The sequence below is a fragment of the Sphingobium sp. CECT 9361 genome (assembly GCF_918741285.1).
GTDB lineage: Bacteria > Pseudomonadota > Alphaproteobacteria > Sphingomonadales > Sphingomonadaceae > Sphingobium.
Genome location: NZ_CAKKNC010000001.1, coordinates 104942 through 126893 on the forward strand (window position 1 = coordinate 104942; position 21952 = coordinate 126893).

General features: G+C 59.7%; 21 protein-coding genes. 16 read left to right on the top strand and 5 right to left on the bottom strand.

From position 1 onward, the window contains the following. Positions 1-14: 14 nt before the first annotated feature. The gene (hemE, locus tag LQ220_RS00475) at positions 15-1073 is read right to left on the bottom strand and encodes a uroporphyrinogen decarboxylase (RefSeq protein ID WP_230186332.1); all 1059 of its coding nucleotides are present in this window, start codon (positions 1071-1073) and stop codon (positions 15-17) included. Positions 1074-1357: 284 nt separating this feature from the next. Here hemE and LQ220_RS00480 point away from each other — a divergent pair, with 284 nt between their 5' ends. The 11 genes from LQ220_RS00480 (at position 1358) to LQ220_RS00530 (ending at position 8503) form a co-directional block, all read left to right on the top strand. Then, a complete protein-coding gene (locus LQ220_RS00480; protein ID WP_230186333.1) occupies positions 1358-2191 on the top strand; it encodes a pyruvate, water dikinase regulatory protein in 834 nt (277 codons plus the stop codon). Next, on the top strand, positions 2188-2790 hold the full coding sequence (locus tag LQ220_RS00485) for a Maf family protein (protein ID WP_230186334.1): 603 nt from the start codon (positions 2188-2190) through the stop codon (positions 2788-2790). Before LQ220_RS00480 ends, LQ220_RS00485 begins: the two co-directional genes overlap by 4 nt. Next, positions 2787-3605: a shikimate dehydrogenase gene (aroE, locus tag LQ220_RS00490; protein ID WP_230186335.1), complete on the top strand. Its 819-nt coding sequence runs from the start codon at positions 2787-2789 to the stop codon at positions 3603-3605. Before LQ220_RS00485 ends, aroE begins: the two co-directional genes overlap by 4 nt. Before the next feature lie 11 nt (positions 3606-3616). Further along, positions 3617-4213, top strand: coding sequence for a dephospho-CoA kinase (gene coaE / locus LQ220_RS00495; protein WP_230186336.1), 597 nt, complete (start codon positions 3617-3619; stop codon positions 4211-4213). Positions 4214-4237: 24 nt separating this feature from the next. Continuing rightward, positions 4238-4936 (top strand): DNA polymerase III subunit epsilon, encoded by a 699-nt coding sequence (dnaQ, locus tag LQ220_RS00500; RefSeq protein WP_230186337.1) that lies wholly within the window; start codon positions 4238-4240, stop codon positions 4934-4936. Between the two features lie 103 nt (positions 4937-5039). Further along, positions 5040-5633: a ribosome-associated translation inhibitor RaiA gene (gene raiA / locus LQ220_RS00505; RefSeq protein WP_230186338.1), complete on the top strand. Its 594-nt coding sequence runs from the start codon at positions 5040-5042 to the stop codon at positions 5631-5633. A gap of 156 nt (positions 5634-5789) precedes the next feature. Next, positions 5790-6257, top strand: a complete 468-nt coding sequence (locus LQ220_RS00510) for a PTS sugar transporter subunit IIA (RefSeq protein WP_230187207.1) — start codon at positions 5790-5792, stop codon at positions 6255-6257. After that, a complete protein-coding gene (locus LQ220_RS00515; RefSeq protein ID WP_230186339.1) occupies positions 6235-6720 on the top strand; it encodes a PaaI family thioesterase in 486 nt (161 codons plus the stop codon). The genes LQ220_RS00510 and LQ220_RS00515 overlap by 23 nt, the downstream gene beginning before the upstream one ends. Beyond that, positions 6717-7052 carry a DUF1491 family protein gene (locus tag LQ220_RS00520; protein WP_230186340.1) on the top strand — a complete coding sequence of 112 codons (336 nt, stop codon included), beginning with the start codon at positions 6717-6719 and terminating at the stop codon, positions 7050-7052. Before LQ220_RS00515 ends, LQ220_RS00520 begins: the two co-directional genes overlap by 4 nt. Positions 7053-7231: 179 nt before the next feature. Next, the gene (locus LQ220_RS00525; protein WP_230186341.1) at positions 7232-7894 is read left to right on the top strand and encodes a cell wall hydrolase; all 663 of its coding nucleotides are present in this window, start codon (positions 7232-7234) and stop codon (positions 7892-7894) included. A 126-nt stretch (positions 7895-8020) separates the two neighbouring features. Next, positions 8021-8503, top strand: coding sequence for an MmcB family DNA repair protein (locus LQ220_RS00530; protein WP_230186342.1), 483 nt, complete (start codon positions 8021-8023; stop codon positions 8501-8503). A 3-nt stretch (positions 8504-8506) separates the two neighbouring features. On the opposite strand, the gene LQ220_RS00535 is transcribed toward LQ220_RS00530, so the two are convergent. Beyond that, complete coding sequence (locus LQ220_RS00535) at positions 8507-9415, bottom strand: prephenate/arogenate dehydrogenase family protein (RefSeq protein WP_230186343.1); 909 nt, start codon at positions 9413-9415, stop codon at positions 8507-8509. Next, entirely contained in the window at positions 9415-10536 is a 1122-nt protein-coding gene (locus LQ220_RS00540; protein ID WP_230186344.1) for a histidinol-phosphate transaminase, read from the bottom strand. The genes LQ220_RS00535 and LQ220_RS00540 overlap by 1 nt, the downstream gene beginning before the upstream one ends. A gap of 99 nt (positions 10537-10635) precedes the next feature. Here LQ220_RS00540 and LQ220_RS00545 point away from each other — a divergent pair, with 99 nt between their 5' ends. After that, on the top strand, positions 10636-11790 hold the full coding sequence (locus LQ220_RS00545) for a homoserine O-acetyltransferase (protein ID WP_230186345.1): 1155 nt from the start codon (positions 10636-10638) through the stop codon (positions 11788-11790). After that, entirely contained in the window at positions 11787-12377 is a 591-nt protein-coding gene (metW, locus tag LQ220_RS00550) for a methionine biosynthesis protein MetW (RefSeq protein WP_230187208.1), read from the top strand. The genes LQ220_RS00545 and metW overlap by 4 nt, the downstream gene beginning before the upstream one ends. On the opposite strand, the gene LQ220_RS00555 is transcribed toward metW, so the two are convergent. Beyond that, positions 12374-12982 carry a TetR/AcrR family transcriptional regulator gene (locus LQ220_RS00555; protein WP_230186346.1) on the bottom strand — a complete coding sequence of 203 codons (609 nt, stop codon included), beginning with the start codon at positions 12980-12982 and terminating at the stop codon, positions 12374-12376. The genes metW and LQ220_RS00555 overlap by 4 nt on opposite strands. A gap of 226 nt (positions 12983-13208) precedes the next feature. On the opposite strand from LQ220_RS00555, the gene LQ220_RS00560 reads away from it, so the two are divergent. Both LQ220_RS00560 and LQ220_RS00565 read left to right on the top strand, forming a co-directional pair. Beyond that, complete coding sequence (locus tag LQ220_RS00560; RefSeq protein WP_230187209.1) at positions 13209-15536, top strand: TonB-dependent receptor; 2328 nt, start codon at positions 13209-13211, stop codon at positions 15534-15536. 79 nt (positions 15537-15615) lie between these two features. Beyond that, complete coding sequence (locus tag LQ220_RS00565) at positions 15616-16896, top strand: MFS transporter (RefSeq protein ID WP_230186347.1); 1281 nt, start codon at positions 15616-15618, stop codon at positions 16894-16896. Between the two features lie 40 nt (positions 16897-16936). Here the strand turns inward: LQ220_RS00565 and LQ220_RS00570 are convergent, their stop codons facing one another. Further along, a complete protein-coding gene (locus LQ220_RS00570) occupies positions 16937-19198 on the bottom strand; it encodes an NADP-dependent malic enzyme (RefSeq protein WP_230186348.1) in 2262 nt (753 codons plus the stop codon). A gap of 123 nt (positions 19199-19321) precedes the next feature. Here LQ220_RS00570 and mutS point away from each other — a divergent pair, with 123 nt between their 5' ends. Beyond that, complete coding sequence (gene mutS / locus LQ220_RS00575) at positions 19322-21931, top strand: DNA mismatch repair protein MutS (protein WP_230186349.1); 2610 nt, start codon at positions 19322-19324, stop codon at positions 21929-21931. Positions 21932-21952 lie beyond the last annotated feature (21 nt).

Genomic DNA, 21952 nt, shown 5'->3' on the forward strand with positions numbered 1-21952 from the left:
GCGCTCACTCATCTTCACGATCCCCGTACCAATGTAATCAGCGCCTCGACATGGTCAATCGGCGTGTCCTGCAAAATCCCGTGGCCCAGGTTGAAGATATGCGGCCGGTCCGGGAAAGCGGCACGGATGTTATCCACTGCTTCCTTGACGCCCGCCCCGCCCGATACCAGCGCCAGCGGGTCAAGATTGCCTTGCACCGGCAAGCCCTTAGGCAACACGGCGTTGGCCCAGTGCGGATCGACGGTTTCGTCCAGCCCCAGCGCATCGACGCCCGTACCTTTTGCATAATCGGCAAGTTTGGCGCCAGCGCCTTTGGGAAATCCAATAATCGGGGTGCCCGGTCGTCTGGCTTTGATGGCCGCAACGATCTTGGCATTGGGAGCTATCACCCAACGGTCGAATTCTAGCGGGGCAAGACTGCCCGCCCAGCTATCGAACAACTGGATCGCTTCAACGCCTGCGTCGATCTGCCCACAGAGATATTCGACCGTCGCTTCGACGATCGCATTGATCAGCGCACCGAACCGCTCAGGATCGGCATAGGCCATGCGTCTGGCCGCACCCTGATCCTTGCTGCCCTGCCCCGCCACCATATAGGTCGCGATGGTCCAGGGGCTGCCGGCAAAGCCCAGCATGGTCACTTCGGGCGCGAGTTGCGCTTTCACCTGCCGCACGGTCTCGTAGATAGCCTCAAACCGGCTGAAATCGGGCACCAGCTTGGAAAGCTCAATCGTGTCGAGCGTCGGGGCCAGACGCGGCCCCTCGCCTGCCTCGAACCACAGCTTTTGCCCCATCGCATAGGGAACGATCAAAATGTCGGAAAACAGGATCGCGCCATCGAAGGCAAAACGCCGCAACGGCTGGATCGTAACTTCAGCAGCGGCGGCGCTGTCGTATACCAGTTCGAGGAACCCGCCCTTTTCTGCACGCAAAGCACGATATTCCGGCAGATAGCGCCCTGCTTGCCGCATAAGCCACATTGGTGGCGGATCGAGCCGCTCGCCAGCGACTACGCGCAACAAAGGTTTCGTCGCCGCATTGGCGAGAGGCACATCGCTATCAGGTCCGCTCATATACTCTATTCTAATAAGTTAATAAGGAATGAAGATGATGATAGTCAGTTGGCAACGGGGGTAATCCACTGCTCCACCATTTGCCAACAGTTTGACTCTGCAAAGTTCAAGATTCCGGACAGAGTCGTTCCACTTACCCCCGTTATCCACAGGCTGTGGATGAAAATATCGGCCTGTTGGGGGGCTGTGGATTGTTTTGCGGGCAGTGCGGAGCAAATCGGGCGACTTTTCCATCCACGGTTTCGTCCCTTGCTTTATCCACAGTTCCCCAACAGAGTCGCACCATGACGCGGCTGCATCTTCACCTTCTGTCGGACTCCACGGGCGAAACGCTGGAGAACATCGCCAAGGCGGGGATCGCGCAGTTCGAAAATGTTGAGGCGATCCGCCATTTCTGGCCGATGGTCCGATCCGAATTGCATCTCGACCGGATCATGGAGGAAATTTCCCACAATCCGGGGCTGGTGCTCTTTACGCTGGCGAACAGCGACTTGCGGCGTAAGCTCGAGAACCGGTGTCGCGCGCTTGGCCTTCCGCACGTAGCCGCGCTCGATACGGTAACCGACGCGATGTCCAACATTCTGGGACAGGAAACGCGCAATCGGCCTGGCCGCAAACATATTCTCGACGAAGCCTATTTCGCGCGGATCGAAGCGATCCAGTTTACCATCGCGCATGACGATGGAGTGGGGCATGAAAATTGGGAAGAAGCCGATATTCTGCTGGCCGGCGTGTCACGCGCATCGAAAACCCCGACGTCGATCTATCTGGCCAATCGCGGGTACAAGACGGCCAATATTCCCCTCGTGATTGAATCTCCGCCGCCTGAGAGTCTCTATCGGCTCAAGCATCCCATGGTGGTGGGCCTCACCATCAGCCCGGACCGGCTGGTGCAGGTGCGGCGTAACCGATTGCTTTCATTGAATCAGGCGCCCGAAACCCCTTATGTCGATCTCGACCGAGTACAAGCCGAAGTCGCCTTTGCTCGGCGGATTTTCGCGGATAATGGCTGGCCAGTGATCGAAATGACGCGCCGATCGATCGAGGAAGCAGCGGCGGCGATCATTAACCTGTTCAACGAACGTGTGCTGAAGGAAGGCGAACCGAAAACCGCATGAGTGCTTCCCTGATACTGGCCTCGCAAAGCAGCAGCCGTCGCGCATTGCTGACAGCGGCAGGCGTACCTTTCGATGCCGTGGCACCCGGTGTGGACGAAGATGCGGCCAAGGAAGCGTTGCGCGCCGATGGGCTGGATGCGCGGGCGCTTGCAGATGCCTTGGCCGAACTTAAAGCCTTGCGGGTATCGCGCCGCGCGCCCGGCGATCTCGTCCTTGGGTGCGACCAGACGCTAAGCCTCGACGATGGCGAAATGATAGACAAGGCCATCGACGAAGCTGATGCCCGACGTATCCTGATGCTACTGTCAGGTCGCACACATTATCTCCACAGCGCGGCAGTCATCGCGCAGGGCGGGACGCCGGTGTGGCGGCATATCGAACGTGTGAAGATGACCGTACGGCCTCTCTCACCCGATTTCATCGATGGCTATCTGGGAGAAGATTGGGAAGATTGCCGCTGGTGCGTAGGCTGCTATCGGATCGAAGGACCGGGCGCGCAACTCTTCTCCCGCGTCGAAGGGAGCCAGTTCGCGATTCAGGGGCTGCCGTTGCTCCCCCTGCTTGACTTCCTGCGCGTCCGTGGGTTTCTGCGCGCATGACCCAGAACATGCCCTATGCCGAAGTGATCGGCGATCCGATTCAGCACAGCAAGTCGCCTCTGATCCACAATTTCTGGCTGGAAAAGCTCGGGATCGAAGCGGAATATCGCAAGACGCATGTGAAACCCGAAGGCCTGTCGGCCTATTTCCTGCAGCGTCGCGCCGATCCCGACTGGCTGGGCTGCAATGTCACGATTCCCCATAAGATCGCAGTGATGGATTATACCGACGATCCCGGTGGCGTGCGCGACCGGATCGGTGCGATGAACACGATTGCGAGCGAAACCGGCGGTCCGCTCATCGGCACTAATACCGATGCCGGCGGCTTTCTTCAGGCGCTGGTCGTCCGCAAGTGGAAGGGTGAGCATGCTCTGCTGATCGGTGCGGGCGGCGCGGCGCGCGCGATCCTGTTCGCGCTCTCGACATTTGGCGTCAAGACGATCACCATCATGGCGCGTGACGCGACCAAAGGGCAAGCCTTGCTGGATCGTGCCGGAATGACCGGCACAGTCATCGCAATGGACGCGATCCTTCCACCCGTCGATCTGGTTATCAACAGCACATCGTTGGGTATGTTCGGTCAGCCACCACTCGATCTCGATCTATCGGCCCAACCGACGAGCGCCCTTGTTTATGACATCGTCTACGCACCGCTGGAAACAGGCTTGCTCACGGCGGCGAAGGCGCGCGGCCTTGCTACGGTCGATGGACTGGAAATGTTGATCGGGCAGGCGGCGCTGGCCTTCGACATATTCTTCGACGCCGACGCGCCGCGCGAGCATGACGCCGAACTGCGCGCCTTGCTGACGGCCTGATCGAGAACGTTATGGCGCAAGTCTGGGGTTTGACAGGATCGATCGGCATGGGGAAATCCGCGGTTGCCGCGATGCTGCGGCAACAGGGTGTGCCGGTGTTCGATGCCGACGCCGAAGTGCACAGGTTGCAAGGGCCGGGCGGGGCGATCCTTGCCGCGATAGAGGCGCGCTTTCCCGGCACCACCGGTCCGCAAGGTGTCGACCGCCCGAAGCTGGGCGCGGCCGTGTTTGGCCACCCCCATGAACTCAAGGCACTGGAAGCTATTGTCCATCCGGCGGTTCAGCAATCCCGAGCGGCCTTTCTGCGACGAAACCGAGCGCGGCGACTAGTCGTTCTGGATATTCCGCTGTTGTTTGAAACGCATGTGCAGGCGAAACTGGAGGGTGTTATCGTGGTCACCGCTCCGGCCTGGAAACAGCGCAAGCGCGTCTTGGCGCGATCCGGCATGACGCCGGCCAAGTTTCGTCGCATCCGACATCTGCAGACGCCCGATGCGGAAAAGCGGCGTCGCGCGGATTATCTCGTCGATACCGGTACGACATTCGATCGCACACGCGCGCAGGTCCGTCGTCTCGTCGCTTGCCTTCATGCCAAAGCGGGCCGATAGTATCCTTCCAGAGTCGGAAGGCCTATGCGCGAAATCATATTCGATACCGAAACCACGGGTTTCGACCCCGCCAGCGGCGACCGGCTTGTAGAGATCGGGTGTATAGAACTCGTCAATCGCGTCCCGACCGGGGAAACGTTCCACGCTTATTTTAATCCGCAACGTTCCATGCCCGCCAGTGCAGAAGCCATTCACGGCTTGTCCGATACGTTTCTGAGCGACAAGCCCCTGTTCCTGCACGGCGCGGGTGCGTTGCTGGAGTTTTTGGGCGATTCACCGCTGGTCGCACATAATGCCCGGTTCGATTTCGGTTTCTTAAATCATGAGCTGAAACTGATTGCTCGCGATCCGATTTCCTTGGATCGCATGGTGGACACAGTGGCGATGGCACGGATGCTGCACCCCGGTGCCAAGCATAGCCTTGATGCCCTTTGCACCCGTTACGGCATCGACCGCAGCCATCGTGTCAAGCATGGCGCGCTGCTCGATGCGGAACTGCTTGCGCAACTTTACATCGAATTGACCGGGGGAAGACAGATCGGTCTCATACTGGCCGACGAAGGTACCGGACAGGCTGACGCGATGGAACGCAGCCTTGTTTCGACCGTTCGTCCGGTCCGTCCGGCACGGCCGCATTGCGCCAGTGCCGAGGAACTGGAGCGACATGCAGCGTTCATCGCAACGCTCGACAAGCCGCTCTGGCTAAGCGGGGCAGCGGCCTGATTGGCTGCTCCGTATATATCCGGACTTGCCCTTCCTGGGTCGGTCCGGAACGTTCACCGGCCCGTCTTCCCCGACGGACCGGCTCGTAGAAGGAGAAGGCAAAATGGATATTCGTGTTTCCGGACATCAGGTCGACACGGGCGACGCGCTCAAGCAGCACGTCTGGACGCGGCTCGAAGCGGTGGCCGAGAAATATTTCGCGCGCGCCATTTCCGCGCAAGTGACTTTCAGCACGGCGCCGCATGGCGCTTTCCATTGCGATATCGTTTCCCATGTGATGACTGGCCTCATCCTTAAGGGTGCCGGCGAAGCCCAGGATGCGCATGTTGCTTTCGATCAGGCGGCTGACCGCATCGAAAAGCAGCTTCGTCGCTATATGCGACGCCTCAAGGATCGCCATACGCAGACCGCAGCCGCGGAAGACAAGCGCAGTAACGGTGTGGATGCCCTTGCGTTCGATGGCGCAGGTTACACGGTTTTTGCACAGCCTGAGGACAATGAGGAGCCTTCGGACGCGCCATTGATCGTCGCGGAAACGCGGGTCGATATTCCCGAGGCATCGGTGTCTGACGCGGTGATGATGCTCGACCTGCGCAACACCAATGCGTTGCTGTTTCTCAACGCGGGCACGTCTGCCTATAACATGGTGTATCGGCGTAACGATGGGACCATTGGCTGGGTCGAACCTCGCGTATAATAGCTTGTATGGGGCCGGGACATCATTGTTCCGGCCCACCTTTATTGACGTTCTGGCCGTCGGGGTCTACGGGCCATGCTTTGGTTCAGCGATGGCGTTCAGGATTGGTCAACACCGGTCGTTATAGAATGTGCGATTGACCCCATTAGGTACGACATGGTCCATTTTGACGATATATTAACGCCTGAAGCGCTGGCTACCAGCGTTTCGGTCAGCGGCAAGAAGCAACTTTTCCAGAAATTGGGAGACATGGCGGCCACCAATTATGGTTTGGCTGCAGACGTTGTGTTCGATCGATTGACTGAGCGTGAACGTCTGGGTTCGACCGGTTTTGGCGGTGGCGTCGGTATTCCCCATGCCAAGATTCCGGGGCTGGATCGGGTATGCGGTCTGGTGATTTTGCTGGAATCTGCCATTCCATTCGACGCGGTGGATAACGCGCCGGTGGATGTGGTGTTCGCTCTTCTTTCACCTCTCGATAGCGGGGCTGAGCATTTGAAGACGTTGGCGCGGGTGTCACGCTACCTGCGTAACGATGCACAGATTGCACGACTCCGGGGTGTCGGATCTCGTGAAGCGCTGTTCGCTTTGCTTTCGGGTAATGAGGCTCGTGACGCTGCCTGACGACGCTAGGCCGCCCAGTGGGGAAGCAGCGCATTTTCGTGCGCTGGAGCAGCTCTATCGTTCGGCGCCCATCAATAGCTTGTTTCGTTCCGATTTGACGATCTCGAATGCGGGCGTATCGCATATCGACTTCGACGTTGATGAAACGCTGTTCCATGCTGCCGGTGCCGTACATGGCACCGTGTATTTCAAGATGCTGGACGATGCGGCTTTTTACGCTGCGAACAGCCTGGTCAGCGATCGCTTCCTTCTGACCACAAGTTTCAACCTACTATTTACGCGCCCGATTCATCCGGGGCGATTGCGTGCCGAAGGGCGCTGGATCAGCGGGAAGCGCCGGGTCTATGTGGCCGAAGCGAGCCTGATCGACAGTGAAGGCGAGGAAGTCGGGCGCGGCACCGGCACTTTTATGCGGTCGCAATTTCCGCTGTCATCCTTGCCAGGATACCGCACCGCAGCATGACCGCGCGTTTGGCCACCCATATGCTGGTAGGTGCACTTATCAGGCGGGTGCAAAATGAGGGAGGCTTTGCCATGGTCCTCCATCGCGGCGATCCGATCAGTGGCATTATCCTGCTGCAATGTTTGGAAAAAGGCGAACAAACCGGCCTGTTTGAGCGTATTTCGGATTACACTGGGGGCTACACACTTGCGTCCTGTGGGCCAAAGGAGAGCTCAGCGCCGCACGAGATGGCAGAATATATTGCCCGTCGTCGCAGGTCCGATCCCGATCTATGGTTAATAGAGCTTGATATCGCGGATGCGGAACGGTTGGCCGCTGAATCGCTCTGTTGATCGTTGACTCCCCGGAACGGTCCATTCATAGGCGCGCCCACGCCAACGCGCAGGTTGCCGCAATTTCGTTCAATGGGGGGCGAAAACGGTAAACACGCAGACGGGGGGCGACCGGACGCAAGATAAGCTCGATACGGGCACGGTGTCCTGGCCGACTCACCGCATTATTCTGGGTTAGAATGAGTTTCCGTTTGAAGGCCGCAACACTGGCCGCATTTACTTTGTCTGCACTTGCCGCTGTAATGGCAAGTGACGCTTCCCAAGCGGCAGGATCTAACGAGACTATTCCCGTTACACTCCGCGCGCTTCCCAATTCAACCGCTCCTCAGGCTGCAGGCGTTACCTTCGCCGCGCCGCAGGAAGTGGTTCAGCCTACCAGCACGACATCAACGTCCCAGTCGGCAAATGTTTCCCAGGACGCCCAGACTGCGTCCTCGCTTGCTGAGCTGGTCGACGAGCAGACGCTTCCCGCTGACATCAATGACGATATGCGCTGCCTGGCCAGTGCCGTCTATTATGAATCGAAAGGCGAGAGCCTGACTGGGCAGCTCGCCGTAGCTCGCGTCATCATCAATCGCGCCCGCTCGGGCCGCTTTGCGGACAGCTTGTGCGGCGTCGTGCGTCAGCCCAGCCAGTTCAGCTTCGTGCGTGGCGGCAGCATACCGCAGCCGAGCACGCAGACCCGCGACTGGCACGAAGCTGTCGCCATTTCCCAAATCGCGATCAACGATGCCTGGAAGAACCCAGCCGAAGGCGCCCTGTTCTTTCATGCGCGTCGCGTATCCCCCGGTTGGGGCAAAGCACGGCTGGCCTCCATCGATAATCACATCTTCTATCGCTGAGATAGCTGCCCCGGCCCGTCGCTTTTGCTGACAGAGGTCGTGGGAATGCGGGGAGAGCAAAAAAAGGCCGAGCCGGGATACCGGAATCGGCCTTTTATTTGTTCACTTCCTGTTCTAATGTGAAGCATGGCTTCCATTCTTACAGATTGCCCTCCGGGAACGGCGCTGGCCGTCACGCGCGGGGTTCTTCGACTCTTTCAGCGCCACGATCTGTTCGGTATTTCCGAAGTGCCTTTGCCCAACGGGCGCCGCGCCGACATCATGGCGATCGATCTGGCAGGGCATATCGTCATCGTAGAAATCAAGTGCAGCCGCGCTGACTTGCTGGGTGACGCGAAGTGGGCGGACTATTTCGAATATTGCGATCGCTATTTCTGGGCTGTGCCGGCGGGCTTTGATTTGGCGCCGTTCGAAAGTGAAGTGCTATGGCCAACCCGCACCGGGTTGATCGTCGCGGACCAATATGATGCGGAAATCATCCGGCCTGCCCCGACGGAGCTGCTGGCGGCAGCGCGGCGCAAGGCGGAAACATTACGATTTGCCCGCCGAGCAGCCCGGCGCCTGACGGCACTGTCCGATCCCGATTATGCGGCCGAGATCGGCTTTTAGGACTCAGCTATGCGCGCGGCCGAAATCGGGCGCGGGATCGTCCTGCCCCTCTTCGATGATCGAACGGCGAATGGCGCGCGTGCGGGTGAAGAGGTTGAATAGTGCGTCACCATCATTCCAGCGGATCGCGCGCTGCAAGGCAGACAGATCTTCTGAAAATCGCTGAAGCATTTCCAGCACCGCTTCCTTGTTAGACAGGAATACGTCGCGCCACATGGTCGGATCGCTAGCCGCGATGCGCGTGAAGTCACGAAAGCCGCCTGCGGAATATTTGATGACTTCGGATCGCGTCACGTTTTCCAGATCGCTGGCCGTGCCGACAATGGTGTAGGCAATGAGATGCGGTAAATGGCTGGTAACGGCGAGCACCAGATCGTGATGCGCGGCATCCATGATTTCGACGTCTGCACCGATTCGCTTCCACAATTCCGATACGCGCTCGACGGCGACAGGATTGGCGTCCGCTGGTGGCGTGATGATGCACCAGCGACCTTTGAACAAGCTGGCAAAGCCCGCTTCCGGTCCGCTGTTTTCGGTGCCTGCGACGGGGTGCGCCGGGATAATCGGATTATTGGGGAGCGCAGCCGTCAAAGCGGCAAGTATCTCCGCCTTACACGATCCTACGTCGGATATGATCGCATCGGCGGGCAGGTCGTCCGCAATGTCAGTGGCGACTGCCGCCATTGCACCCACCGGCACGCACAGTATCACCAAATCGGCATCCGTAACGGCTGCGCCTGCCGTATCGGTGATGTCGTCGGCCAAGCCGATCCGCCGCGCGGTCTCTCGCACTTCCGCGCTCGCATCGTGCCCGGTGAGTATTACGGTTGGCATCTCCGCGCGGATCGCGCGCAGGAGCGACGATCCGATCAAGCCCAGGCCGATGATCGTCACACGGGCAAAAGGCAACATCAGGCCGCTTCCACCAGGCTACGGACGATGCGCGCGACGTCGCGTGTCTGGTCCTCGGTGCCGATGGTGATGCGCAGACCGTTGGAAAGCCCCTGCCCCGGCAGCCAGCGCGTCGCATAGCCTTCGGCCATCAATCCGTTCAGTGCCTCTTCGGCCGTCAGCGTGCCTTCGAACAGAATGAGCAGGAAATTCGCCTTGCTCGGCACGACGCGCAGTCCATGATTGCTCAGTGCCGTCATTTCCGCCGCCAGCCATTCGCGCCAGCGCGTGTTATGTGCGCGGCTTGCGTCGATCCATGCATCGTCCGCTATCGCCGCAGCCGCAGCGGCCTGCCCAGCCGTCGTTACATTGAATGGCGCACGGATGCGATGCAGCACGTCTATCACCGGCTGCGCGGCATAACCCCAGCCGATGCGCTCTGCGGCAAGCCCATGAATCTTCGAGAAAGTACGTGTCACGAAGACATTGCCTGCGACGCGCGCCAACGCCAGCCCGCCATCGTCCTCTTCGGGCTCCAGATATTCGGCATAGGCCTGATCGAGAACCAGCAATATGTCCGATCGCAATCCGGCATGAAGGCGCGCGATTTCGGCGGCTGACGTCATGGTGCCTGTCGGGTTATTCGGGTTGGCAAGAAAGACGACACGGGTGCGGTCGGTCACCGCCGCCAACAGCGCGTCGACATCGGTCGCATAGTCCTGATCAGGTGCGACAACCGGTGTTGCGCCGACACGCCGCGCGGCGATATCATACACCGAAAAGCCATAGCGCACGTATAACACTTCATCGCCCGGTCCTGCATAGGCGCTGGCGGCGAGGTGCAGCAGTTCGTCCGAACCGGTACCATAGATGATACGCGCAGGATCCAAACCATGCTTGGCGCCTATCGCTTCGCGTAACCGGGTTGCGCCGGGATCGGGATAGGTGGTGAGGTCTACACTCGCCGCATCAAATGCGGCACGGGCGCTATCGCCGGTTCCCAAAGGGTTTTCATTGGCGGAAAGCTTGATGAGCGGGCGGCCATCGGCGCTCGATGCCTTACCCGGTACATAAGCGGAAATACCCAGGATCCAGTCCTTGGGTTGCGGCGAATTCAATGTCGGTGATGCGGTCTTTGTCATGGCCCGCGCTTTAGCGGGAAAGCCTGCGCTACGCAAAGGGAGCCGAATCGGTGTGGTGCAATGATTGACAGCTTTCTCCGCGCACCCTAGCGGCCAGATATGGCTACCGTCCCTGCATCCAGCGACAGCCGCTTCGGCCTTGCCCGGCAGGTGCGCTTGTCCGGCCCGCTACGGCTGGACAGCGGTGCGATTTTGACGCCCGTGGATATCGCCTATGAGACGTACGGGACGCTTAACGTGGACCGGTCGAATGCGATTCTGCTGTGCCATGCCCTTACTGGCGATCAGTATGTCGCCTCACAGCATCCGCTGACCGGCAAGCCCGGTTGGTGGTGGCGCATGGTTGGCGAAGGCAAGCCGGTGGATCCCTCCCGACACTTCATCGTGTGTGCCAATGTGCTGGGCAGCTGTATGGGATCGAGCGGCCCCGCCAGCGTCGATCCGACGAGGGATGAACCCTATGCGATGCGCTTTCCCGTCATCACCATTGGCGACATGGTGCGGGCGCAGGCATTGCTGCTCGATCATCTGGGCGTAGATCGGCTGCGGGCCGTCATCGGTGGGTCGATGGGCGGGATGCAGGCGCTGACCTGGCCGACAATATTCCCTGAGCGGGTCGAATCGACGGTCGTCATCGCATCGACTGCTCGACACAGCGCACAGAATATCGCGTTTCACGAAGTGGGGCGGCAGGCGATCATGGCCGATCCACGCTGGCGCGGTGGCGACTATTATGCCGATGGTGATGTCCCAAGCGCGGGACTGGCGGTCGCACGCATGGCCGCGCACATAACCTATCTTTCCGAAGCTGGGCTGACGGAAAAATTCGGGCGTCGGCTTCAGGCGCGCCCCGATAGTCCCGGTGGGCAAAAGACGTTCGGCTTCGACGCGGATTTCCAAGTGGAAAGCTATTTGCGGCATCAGGGACTGAGCTTCGTCGAGCGGTTCGACGCGAACAGCTATCTCTATATCACTCGCGCCATGGACTATTACGACATTGCCGAGGATCACGAGGGCAGCCTCGCCCGTGCCTTTGCCAAAACGAAAGCGCGCTTTTGCGTGGTTAGCTTCGATACTGACTGGCTGTATCCCACAGCGGAATCGCGTGTCATCGTCCACGCGCTCAATGCGTCGGGCGCGCAAGCCAGTTTCGTCGAACTTGCCAGCCCTTTCGGTCACGATGCATTCCTGCTTGAGGCACCGGAACTCAATCGCGTAGTCGACGGCTTCTTGCGAGCGGGGGAACAGAGATAGAGGTGCTACGCCCAGATCTGGCGCTGATTGCGCGCAATGTCACGCCCGGCGCACGGGTGCTGGATGTCGGCTGCGGCGATGGTGCGCTGATGGCGGCGCTCCGCGACCAGCGCAACGTCGACGCACGCGGGTTGGAGATCGACCCGGTCAATGTGGCATCGGCGGTTGGGCGCGGGCTATCGGTGGTCCAGGGAGACGCGGACACAGACCTGCATTATTATGGCGAAGGGAGTTTCGATTATGCGATCCTGAGCCAGACGCTGCAGACGACGCGCCGCCCCGACCGGGTTGTGGAGGAACTGATGCGCATCGGCAGTCAGGCGTTTGTCAGCTTCCCCAATTTCGCGCACTGGCGCGGCCGACTGTCGCTGGCCTTTGGCGGTCGTATGCCGGTGACACGGCTGCTACCGGATACCTGGTACGACACACTCAACATCCACCACCTGACGATCGACGATTTTCGGGCACTGGTGAAGGATCGTGGCTGGTCGATCGACGGTCAGTGGTTTCTGAATGGCGTCAAGGAAACCACGCATACCAATGCAAACCTGTTCGCGCAGCATGCGGTGTTCCTGCTGCGACGTTAAGCGCCGATACCTCGCGCGAGCATGTCGTTTGCGATCCGGGCAACGTCTTCGGGAGTTTCGCTTTCGTCCCACACGCCATAGCGCAGGCCCAGAAAAACGTTCATCCCCATAATCGCCCACGCATGGACTTCGTTGACGTCTGAGCGGACTTCACCTCGTTCGGCAGCAGTTTTCAGGCGGCTCGTAATGCGTTCGGCGGTGGTTTCGTAGTGCGTTCGATAGGCCGCCTGATCAACGAACTCGGACTCGTCTATGATCCGGTAAATTTCCTTGTGCGCACGGGCGAATTCCAGAAAGCTGAGTAAGCCTTCTTTCTCCGCTGCGATCTGATCCGGCGCGGCGGCAATGCGGGGTCCGACATAGTCGCGCACCTGTGCCGACATGTCGGTGACCAATGCGCGGAATACAGCGTCTTTCGTATCGAAATAGGTGTAGAAGCTTCCCAGCGCACAGCCGGCCCGACGTGTGATCCCGCTGATCGACCCTTCATGGAAGCCCTTTTCGCCAAATTCAGCGGCGGCCGCATTCAGTATCGCGCGACGTGTGCGTTCGCCACGCGCGGTGCGCGGTGCCTTCGCATCAGCCGATGGTTCCTCAACCTTCATCCGCCTTCACTCTCCCATGCGATACGTATGTAACCGAACAGGATCGCCAGCCGGAACCTGTGCTCGTTTACACTGCGTGGCTAATTTGTCGCATTTTTTGCCCACGCGACCCCCTTTCCATTTTCAAGTTGAAAGGTGGTTCAACTTTCAGTATTGGATTTGAAAGCAACTGGCAACCCGTAACGCGCAGTTACAAACAGGGTGCCTTCAGGGAGAGGATTACATGATGGCTTTGCGTCATTCCGTTGGTATTTCGGCCGTTCGTACATTGGCTCTGGCGTCGGTGGCATGTTGCGGCATCCTGACGTCCCCGGTCGTTGCGCAGGAAGCGGGTGTTTCGGATGACGACGGCGGCATCGTTGTTACGGCACGGCGTCGCGAAGAAAGCCTTTTGAATGTCCCGATTGCAGTAACCGCGATCTCCGGGGACACGTTGGAGCGCACCGGTGCCATCGACATCACCGACATTTCCAATTCTTCCCCTAATGTCACTCTCGAAACTTCGCGCGGCACCAATTCGACATTGACGGCCTTCATCCGTGGCGTGGGTCAGCAGGATCCTGTTGCCGGGTTCGAAGCGGGCGTGGGCCTTTATCTGGACGACGTGTATCTCAACCGTCCACAGGCTGCGGTGCTGGATATCTACGACGTCGAACGGATCGAAGTGCTGCGTGGACCACAGGGCACGCTTTATGGACGCAACACCATTGGTGGCGCGGTTAAATATGTGACGAAGCGGCTGGGTGATGATCCCATGCTGAAGATACGCGGCACGTACGGCAGTTATAATCAGGCGGATGGTGTCATCACGGCGAGCACGCCTGTAGGCAACGGTACGCTGAAACTGGGCGGCGCAGTCGCGCGCCTCAGCCGTGGCGGGTTCGGCGATAACCTTACGACGGGTGACGACAATTATAACAAGGACGTCTGGGCAGGTCGTCTGACGGCACAGGTCGAAGCGAAAGATGCATTCTTCCGCCTGACCGGCGACTATACCAAGGACAAGAGCAATCCACGTGGCGGGCATCGGCTTATTCCCGGCCTGTTCACCGGCGCTCCGGTTCTAAACGATGTCTATGATACACGTGGCGGGCTGCTCGATCCCAAGCAGGATATCGAAGCATGGGGCGTTTCGTTGTTCTCTGAACTGAAACCCACTGACATGTTCACGGTGCGCAGCATCACGGCCTATCGCAAAGATGACAGCGCAACCCCGATCGACTTCGATTCATTGGCGGCGGTCGATGTCGACGTCCCTGCTTTCTACAACAATAAGCAGTTTTCGCAGGAACTGCAGTTGCTGATCGACGCCGGCCCGTTCAACGGATTGATCGGGGGTTACTTCCTGGATGCCAATGCGCGCACCGCGTTCGATGTGCGCCTCCCCAATGGCGTGACGGCATTGACATTCGGCGACGTGGACACGGAAACCTTCGCGATCTTCGGCGACTTTACCTACGATCTCAGCCAGATGTTTAGCGTGTCGGTCGGCGGCCGCTACACGTGGGACAAGCGCAGCTCGACCGTTCTGCGCCGTACTTATCTGGGGGGAGGTTCCCCGTTCTTTGGGGGCAATGGCACATTGTTTGCCACCACGTCCGACTTCACCGGCGACAAGACGTTCAAGGAATTTACGCCGCGTGCATCGGTGAGCTTCAAGCCTTCGCCTGACCACACGATCTACGCCAGCTATGCCAAGGGCTTCAAGGGCGGCGGCTTCGACCCGCGCGGCGTAAGCACTGCTGCGCCAGACACCAATCGTGATGGTGTGCGCAGCTATCAGGAAATTTTCGATTTCCTCTCCTTCGATCCGGAGACCGTCGAAAGCTATGAAGTCGGTTACAAGGCGTCTTTGTTCGACCGTCGCCTGACGATGGCGCTGGCGGCTTTTCATGCGGATTATAGCGATGTGCAGGTACCCGGTTCCGTGGGTGCAATCATCAATGGGCAGCAGACATTCATCGGGGTCACCACGAACGCAGGCAAAGCGCGTATTCGCGGCATCGAATATGAAGGCAATCTAGCCATTGCCCGCGATTTCGGAACGGAAGGCGATCGCCTGAACTTCAACTGGGCATTGGGCTACATCGACGCCAAATATAAGCGGTTCATCGACTCACGCGGTATCGACGTTGCGGATCGCCGCAAGTTCCAGAACACGCCCAAATGGACGGCGAGTGGCACGCTTGCCTATTCTACGCCGATCGGCAGTGGCAACCTGAACGCCAGTTCGACACTTGCCTATCGCAGTGCCAGTCAGCAGTTCGAATTGCGTACGCCGGGTCTCGATCAGGGCAAGTTCGCCTTGTGGGACGCCAGCCTGGTGTGGAGTTCGGAAGGCGACCGCTTCTCGCTGGGCGTCCACGGCCGCAACCTCACGAACAAGAAGTATATCGTGTCGGGTTATAATTTCCTCAGCCAGAACCCCGACACCGGCAACTTCAATCGGACAGGGGCCGGTGCGCTGATCCCGACCCTGGGTCGCGAAGGCGTGCTGACGGCCTATTATGGCAATCCGCGTCAGGTCTTCGTTACCGGTTCGGTCAAGTTCTGATACCGCGATCCAGTATGTATGCGCCAGGTGGGACATGTTTCCCATCCGGCGTATCTGGTTTACGCGGGGAAATTGAAGAATGAAGGCAGTCGAAATGCAAACTGCTCCGGCCATTGCCCCCAGCCGTCGCTATCGTGCGGTGGTTTTGGCGATGCTGCTGCTCGTCTACACCTTCAATTTCCTCGACCGGCAAATTTTGGGAATACTCGCCGGGCCAATCAAGGCCGAGTTGAACCTCACTGATACGCAACTGGGCGCGCTGGGCGGTATCGCCTTTGCGCTGCTCTATTCCACGCTTGGGATTCCCTTGGCATTGCTGGCCGATCGGACCAGTCGAACGTGGGTCATTACGATCTCGCTGACGATATGGAGCGGATTTACAGCGTTATGCGGTATGGCTACCAGCTTTCTGCAGCTTTTCCTGTTCCGTTTGGGCGTCGGGGTGGGAGAAGCTGGTGGCGTAGCGCCGTCCTATGCGGTCATCGCCGAGTATTTTCCCAGCCATGAACGCGCACGGGCGTTGTCCATATACTCTCTCGGCATCCCGCTGGGATCGGCCGCTGGCGTATTACTGGGCGGATATGTTGCCGCGCTCGTCGAATGGCGCAGCGCTTTCATCGCCGTGGGCATCGCAGGCGTTGTTATCGCCCCGCTGTTTCGCCTGATCGTGCGTGAACCGGCAAAGGGGCAATTCGATACCGCTCCCGTCGAAAAGGCACCTATGAGCGCTGCGTTCGGGATACTTGCGCGAAAGCCCAGCTTCTGGCTGATTTCCTTTGGCGCATCGTGCAGCTCGATGTGCGGCTATGGCATCGCCTTCTGGCTGCCCAGCCTGATGCAGCGCAGCTTCGGTCTCGATCTTGTCCAGACATCGCAATTCTATGGCGCAGTGCTGCTGCTGGGTGGGGTCGTGGGTGTGCTTGCCGGCGGCTGGCTGGGTGACTGGATGGGATCGCGGGACAAGGCCGGTTATGTGCGTGTCCCCGCCATCGCTTATCTGCTGGCCGTTCCCTTCTTTGCAGCGGGCGTATTATCGTCTTCGGTGACGGCAGCGTTCTTGCTCTTTCTGTTGCCGCAGGCGCTTTCTTATGTGTGGCTCGGTCCTGTCCTCAGCGCGATCCAGCATCTGGTCCCGCCGCAGATGCGTGCGACAGCGTCCGCGTCCTTCCTGTTCATCAACAATCTGATAGGTATCGGCTTAGGGACGATGATCCTGGGCGCGATGTCGGACGCGCTGACGGCAAGCTACGGCGCGGAAGCATTGCGATACGCCATTCTCGCGGCGCTCAGCTTCTATCTGCTTGCGGCGTTGCTAATGGCTCTGGCGGCAAAATCTCTCCGCCGAGACTGGGTAGGATAAAGGCGGCGGCTATCATTCTAACCGCCGCCGCCTTTTCAGATTACAGTGCGATCCCGCCAGCTGCCAGCACAGCGAGCGTCACCAGTTCGCTGGCCGTCGAGGCCATCGTAGCGACCTGCACTGGCTTTTCCAGACCGACGAGCATTGGCCCAATCACCGAATCGCCACCAAGCTCACGCAGCAGCTTGGCCGACAGGTTCGCCGATTGCAGCCCGGGCATCACCAGTACATTGGCGGGACCGGACAAGCGGCTGAAAGGGTAATTCTTCATGACGGCCGGGTTCAGCGCCACATCGGGCGCCATTTCGCCTTCATATTCGAAGTCGACACTGCGCTCGTCCAGAATGGCAACGGCTTCACGCAGGTTGTTCAACCAGTTGCCCGATGGATTGCCAAAGGTCGAGTAGGATAGGAACGCCACGCGCGGATCATGCCCCATGCGCCGCGCCACAGCTGCCGTATCAATCGCTATGTCGGCCAGTTCTGCCGCAGTGGGACGTTCGTTGACTGTGGTGTCGGCCATGAACACCGTATGGCTCTGCCCAACGAGAACGTGAATGCCAAAGGGCGTCCGGCCCGGCGCAGGGTCTATTACCCGACGCACTTCGCGCATCGTTTGCGAATAGGTGCGGGTCACGCCGGAGATCATGGCCTCGGCTTCGCCGAGCTTTAGCAGCAGCGCGCCGAAGATGTTGCGATCCCGGTTCACCATCCGCTCGCAATCGCGATACAGATAGCCGCGACGTTGCAGACGCTGATAGAGCAAGTCCACCATCCTGGGCACCAGCGGCGAGTTTACGCTGTTATGCACTTCGAAGCTGTGGGGATCGCTGACGCCCAATGCGCGCAGCCGGTCGTAAACATCCTGCCGTCCGACAAGGACCGGAATGCCATAACCGCCGTCACGGAACTGGATCGCGGCGCGCAGCACCACTTCCTCTTCACCTTCGGCAAAGACTACACGCTTGGGTTCGGCCTTTGCGCCTTCATACGCAAGCGTCAGGACCGAGGTGGTTGGATTGAGGCGTGCCTTGAGCGACTGGCGATAGGCCGCCATATCGGTAATCGGCTTTTGCGCGACGCCGCTGTCCATCGCGGCTTGTGCGACCGCCGCAGGCACGATTTCCATCAGGCGTGGATCGAATGGCGCGGGAATGATGTAATCGGTGCCAAAGCTGTGCTGCTTGCCATAGGCTTTGGCAACTTCTTCAGGCACGGTTTCGCGGGCCAACGCGGCAATGGCCTGCGCAGCGGCAATTTTCATGGTTTCGTTGATGGCGGTGGCGCGCACGTCGAGCGCACCGCGGAAGATGAAGGGGAATCCGATGACGTTATTGACCTGGTTCGGATAATCCGACCGGCCTGTCGCCACGATGGCGTCCGGACGCGCAGCCTTGGCTTCAGGTGGCGTGATTTCCGGATCGGGATTGGCCATGGCGAAAATGATGGGCTGTGCGGCCATTTCCTTGACCATATGACCCTTGAGCGCGCCAGCCGCAGAAAGGCCCAGGAAGACGTCTGCGCCCTTTAGCGCTTCTTCCAATGTGCGGGCATCGGTTTTGGCAGCATGGGCCGATTTCCACTGGTCCATGCTCTCGGCGCGCCCCTGATAGATGACACCGCTGCGGTCGCACATGATGACCTGATCGTGCGGCACGCCCATTGCCTTGATCAGCTCCGTACAGGCGATTGCTGCCGCGCCGGCACCGTTGACGACGATCTTTACGTCCTTGATGTCGCGGCCGGTAAGGTGGAGTGCGTTGATGAGGCCAGCGGCGCAGATGATCGCGGTGCCGTGCTGATCATCGTGCATGACCGGAATTTTCATCCGTTCTTTCAGGGCCTGTTCGATAATGAAGCACTCAGGCGCCTTGATATCTTCCAGATTGATGCCCCCGAAGCTGGGTTCCATCAATGCGACGGCGTCGATGATGGCCTGCGGGTCTTCGCTGTCGAGCTCAATGTCTATGGAATCGACATCGGCAAAGCGCTTGAACAGCACTGCCTTGCCTTCCATCACCGGCTTGGACGCAAGCGCACCCAGATTGCCCATGCCGAGGATCGCAGTGCCATTCGAGATGACGGCCACCAGATTGCCTTTGGCCGTGTAATCATAAGCGGTCGCCGGATCTTCTGCGATCGCGCGTACCGGTACGGCCACACCGGGCGAATATGCCAGCGCCAGATCGCGCTGCGTCGCCATTGGTTTGGAAGCGATGATTTCGATCTTGCCCGGCCGTCCGCTCGAGTGGAAGAACAACGCTTCGCGTTCCGAAAACTCCACGTTCGATTTTTCGGTCATGTGTCTTGTTCCTTCGCCGCCGTGTTCATTGGTGCCCTAGCGGCTTTGATAGGCTTTCGACAAGCGTTGCGGCAAATTTCTGTCCCTTTCACGTCGGTGCCGGACCCGCTATCGCGTGATCATATGGCACAAAGCAGTTCTCCTCCCACGCCAATGATGGCCCAGTATCTGACGCTAAAGGCGGAAGCCCCCGATTGTCTGCTATTCTACCGCATGGGCGACTTCTTCGAACTGTTCTTCGACGACGCAAAAGCGGCGGCGGCGACCCTTGACATCGCGCTCACTTCACGTGGAGAGCATGATGGCGCCCCCGTCCCTATGTGCGGCGTGCCCGTCCACAGTTCCGAGATGTATCTGGCGCGTCTGATCCGTGGCGGTCACCGGGTTGCGATAGCCGAGCAGACCGAAAGTCCCGCCCAGGCCAAGGCGCGTGGGTCGAAATCGCTCGTAGCGCGTGCTATCGTTCGCTACGTCACGGCAGGGACTCTGACCGAAGATGCGTTATTGGATGCCCGAACCGACAACATGCTGGTTGCGGTGGCGCAGGTCGGCCAGGAATATGGCATAGCCGCCGCTGACATTTCGAATGGTCGTTTTGAAGCTGTAGCCGTTTCGGCGGCGCAGCTTTCAGCCGAGATCGCTCGGCTTCGGCCCAGCGAACTGATTATACCTATCGGCTTTTCGCTTGACCTTTCCGTGGTCGCACATCCGTTCGACCGCGCCGCGTTTGACAGCAGCCGGGCCGAGACCCAGATGAAGCGGCATTTCGGCGTCGCTACGCTGGACGGCTTCGGCACTTTTTCTAGAGCGGAACTGGCGGCGATGGGCGGCCTGCTGGGTTACCTCGATCATGCGGGCAAGGGGACGCTGCCTTTCCTCTCGCCACCGGTGCACCGCAGTATGGACGCGCACATGGCGATCGATGCGGCAACGCGCGAAAGTCTGGAAATTGTTCAGACGATGGCGGGGCAGCGGGCCGGCAGTCTGCTGGCGGCAATCGATCGTACTGTTACGGGCGCTGGTGCGCGGTTACTCGCTGCTGATCTTGCGGCGCCGCTGCTTGATCGTGGGCAGATCGATGCGCGGTTGGCGTTTGTGGCATGGCTGCACCGCGATGGGGGGGCACGGGACCACCTGCGCAGTGCTTTGCAGTCGTTGCCGGACATCGGTCGTGCGCTCGGGCGCGTTGCAATGGGTCGTGGGTCGCCGCGTGACCTGGGCCAACTTCGGGATGGACTGGGCGAAGCGCGCCAGTTGCGCGAACGTCTGATGCGATCGGTGGACCGCCCTGCCCTGCTCAACGATCTTCTCCCCGCGCTGGATGGCCATGCTGCCTTGGTGGATCATCTGTCCCGGGCGCTGGTCGCCAGCCCGCCGACCGAAAGCGCAAATGGCGGATACATCGCCGATGGCTACGATGCGGCGCTCGATGAGCTGCGCAATATGGCCGGAGATGGCCGACGGGCGATCGCTGCGCTCGAAGCGCGCTATCGGGAACAGACGGGCATTGGCAGTCTCAAGATTCGGCATAACGCCGTGCTGGGTTATCATGTTGAAGTTCCCGCCAAACACGGTGATGCGTTGATGCGCGAGGACAGCGGATTTACCCATCGCCAAACCTTGGCCGGGGCAGTGCGTTTCAACTCCATCGATTTGCACGAACAGGCAAGCCGCGTCGCGCAGGCGGGGGGGCATGCGCTAGCCGCCGAAGCGGCGCATCTTGAAGAGCTGATCGAGGCTGTTCTCGCGCGAAAATCCGCTATCGACGCTGCCGCTCGCGCACTTGCCCGTTTTGACGTGGCCGCTGCACTGGCTGAACGTGCTGCGGAAGGCGGATGGTGCCGTCCCGATTTTGCAGAAGGCCGTTGCCTCGATATCGTCGGCGGGCGCCATCCGGTTGTCGAGGACGCGCTTTCGCGCAATGGTCAGGCCTTTGTGGTCAACAACTGCTGCCTTTCGGAAGTCGACCGGCTATGGCTCGTTACCGGTCCCAATATGGGCGGCAAGTCGACCTTTCTTCGCCAGAACGCGCTGATCGTTATTCTCGCGCAGGCGGGCAGCTTCGTGCCAGCTACGTCCGCACGCCTCAGTCTTGTTGACCGCCTGTTCAGCCGTGTTGGCGCATCGGACAATCTGGCGCGGGGCCGTTCCACCTTCATGGTAGAGATGGTCGAAACCGCCGCGATCCTCTCACAAGCGACCGAACGCAGTTTCGTGATCCTTGATGAAGTCGGCCGCGGAACGTCCACTTATGACGGACTTGCGCTGGCATGGGCCGTTGTCGAGGCGGTGCACGAAGTGAATCGTTGCCGCTGTTTGTTCGCGACGCATTATCATGAACTGACGCGCCTCGCCGAAAAGCTCGATGCATTGTCCCTCCATCATGTTCGCGCTCGGGAGTGGAAAGGCGATCTGGTCTTGCTGCATGAACTGGCCAAGGGACCGGCTGATCGAAGCTACGGTCTGGCTGTGGCGCGCCTTGCGGGTTTGCCTCCAGCAGTTCTCGCGCGGGCGAAGGATGTGTTGGGGCGGCTCGAAGCAGGCAAAGCCAAGACCGGTGGAATTGCCGCAGGTCTCGACGACTTGCCCCTGTTTGCAGCTTCGATGGCTAAGGACGCACCCCCAGCCGACCCTGTTCGAGAGGCGCTAACCGCTATCGATGCCGATGCACTTAGCCCACGCGAAGCACTCGATGCGCTCTATCGCCTGAAGGCCTTGCTCGACGATAGTTGAAACAGCGGTTCCCTCGCCGCT

What these genes read in the sequence shown, in the direction of transcription:
- mutS (WP_230186349.1), top strand. Translation starts at nt 19,322, where the DNA reads ATGGCACAAAGCAGTTCTCCTCCCACGCCAATGATGGCCCAGTATCTG.
- LQ220_RS00560 (WP_230187209.1), top strand. Translation starts at nt 13,209, where the DNA reads ATGGCTTTGCGTCATTCCGTTGGTATTTCGGCCGTTCGTACATTGGCT.
- raiA (WP_230186338.1), top strand. Translation starts at nt 5,040, where the DNA reads ATGGATATTCGTGTTTCCGGACATCAGGTCGACACGGGCGACGCGCTC.
- LQ220_RS00525 (WP_230186341.1), top strand. Translation starts at nt 7,232, where the DNA reads ATGAGTTTCCGTTTGAAGGCCGCAACACTGGCCGCATTTACTTTGTCT.
- LQ220_RS00530 (WP_230186342.1), top strand. Translation starts at nt 8,021, where the DNA reads ATGGCTTCCATTCTTACAGATTGCCCTCCGGGAACGGCGCTGGCCGTC.
- LQ220_RS00570 (WP_230186348.1), bottom strand. Translation starts at nt 19,198, where the DNA reads ATGACCGAAAAATCGAACGTGGAGTTTTCGGAACGCGAAGCGTTGTTC.
- LQ220_RS00480 (WP_230186333.1), top strand. Translation starts at nt 1,358, where the DNA reads ATGACGCGGCTGCATCTTCACCTTCTGTCGGACTCCACGGGCGAAACG.
- LQ220_RS00540 (WP_230186344.1), bottom strand. Translation starts at nt 10,536, where the DNA reads ATGACAAAGACCGCATCACCGACATTGAATTCGCCGCAACCCAAGGAC.
- LQ220_RS00535 (WP_230186343.1), bottom strand. Translation starts at nt 9,415, where the DNA reads ATGTTGCCTTTTGCCCGTGTGACGATCATCGGCCTGGGCTTGATCGGA.
- LQ220_RS00520 (WP_230186340.1), top strand. Translation starts at nt 6,717, where the DNA reads ATGACCGCGCGTTTGGCCACCCATATGCTGGTAGGTGCACTTATCAGG.
- coaE (WP_230186336.1), top strand. Translation starts at nt 3,617, where the DNA reads ATGGCGCAAGTCTGGGGTTTGACAGGATCGATCGGCATGGGGAAATCC.
- LQ220_RS00510 (WP_230187207.1), top strand. Translation starts at nt 5,790, where the DNA reads ATGGTCCATTTTGACGATATATTAACGCCTGAAGCGCTGGCTACCAGC.
- LQ220_RS00565 (WP_230186347.1), top strand. Translation starts at nt 15,616, where the DNA reads ATGAAGGCAGTCGAAATGCAAACTGCTCCGGCCATTGCCCCCAGCCGT.
- LQ220_RS00485 (WP_230186334.1), top strand. Translation starts at nt 2,188, where the DNA reads ATGAGTGCTTCCCTGATACTGGCCTCGCAAAGCAGCAGCCGTCGCGCA.
- LQ220_RS00515 (WP_230186339.1), top strand. Translation starts at nt 6,235, where the DNA reads ATGAGGCTCGTGACGCTGCCTGACGACGCTAGGCCGCCCAGTGGGGAA.
- dnaQ (WP_230186337.1), top strand. Translation starts at nt 4,238, where the DNA reads ATGCGCGAAATCATATTCGATACCGAAACCACGGGTTTCGACCCCGCC.
- LQ220_RS00555 (WP_230186346.1), bottom strand. Translation starts at nt 12,982, where the DNA reads ATGAAGGTTGAGGAACCATCGGCTGATGCGAAGGCACCGCGCACCGCG.
- aroE (WP_230186335.1), top strand. Translation starts at nt 2,787, where the DNA reads ATGACCCAGAACATGCCCTATGCCGAAGTGATCGGCGATCCGATTCAG.
- LQ220_RS00545 (WP_230186345.1), top strand. Translation starts at nt 10,636, where the DNA reads ATGGCTACCGTCCCTGCATCCAGCGACAGCCGCTTCGGCCTTGCCCGG.
- hemE (WP_230186332.1), bottom strand. Translation starts at nt 1,073, where the DNA reads ATGAGCGGACCTGATAGCGATGTGCCTCTCGCCAATGCGGCGACGAAA.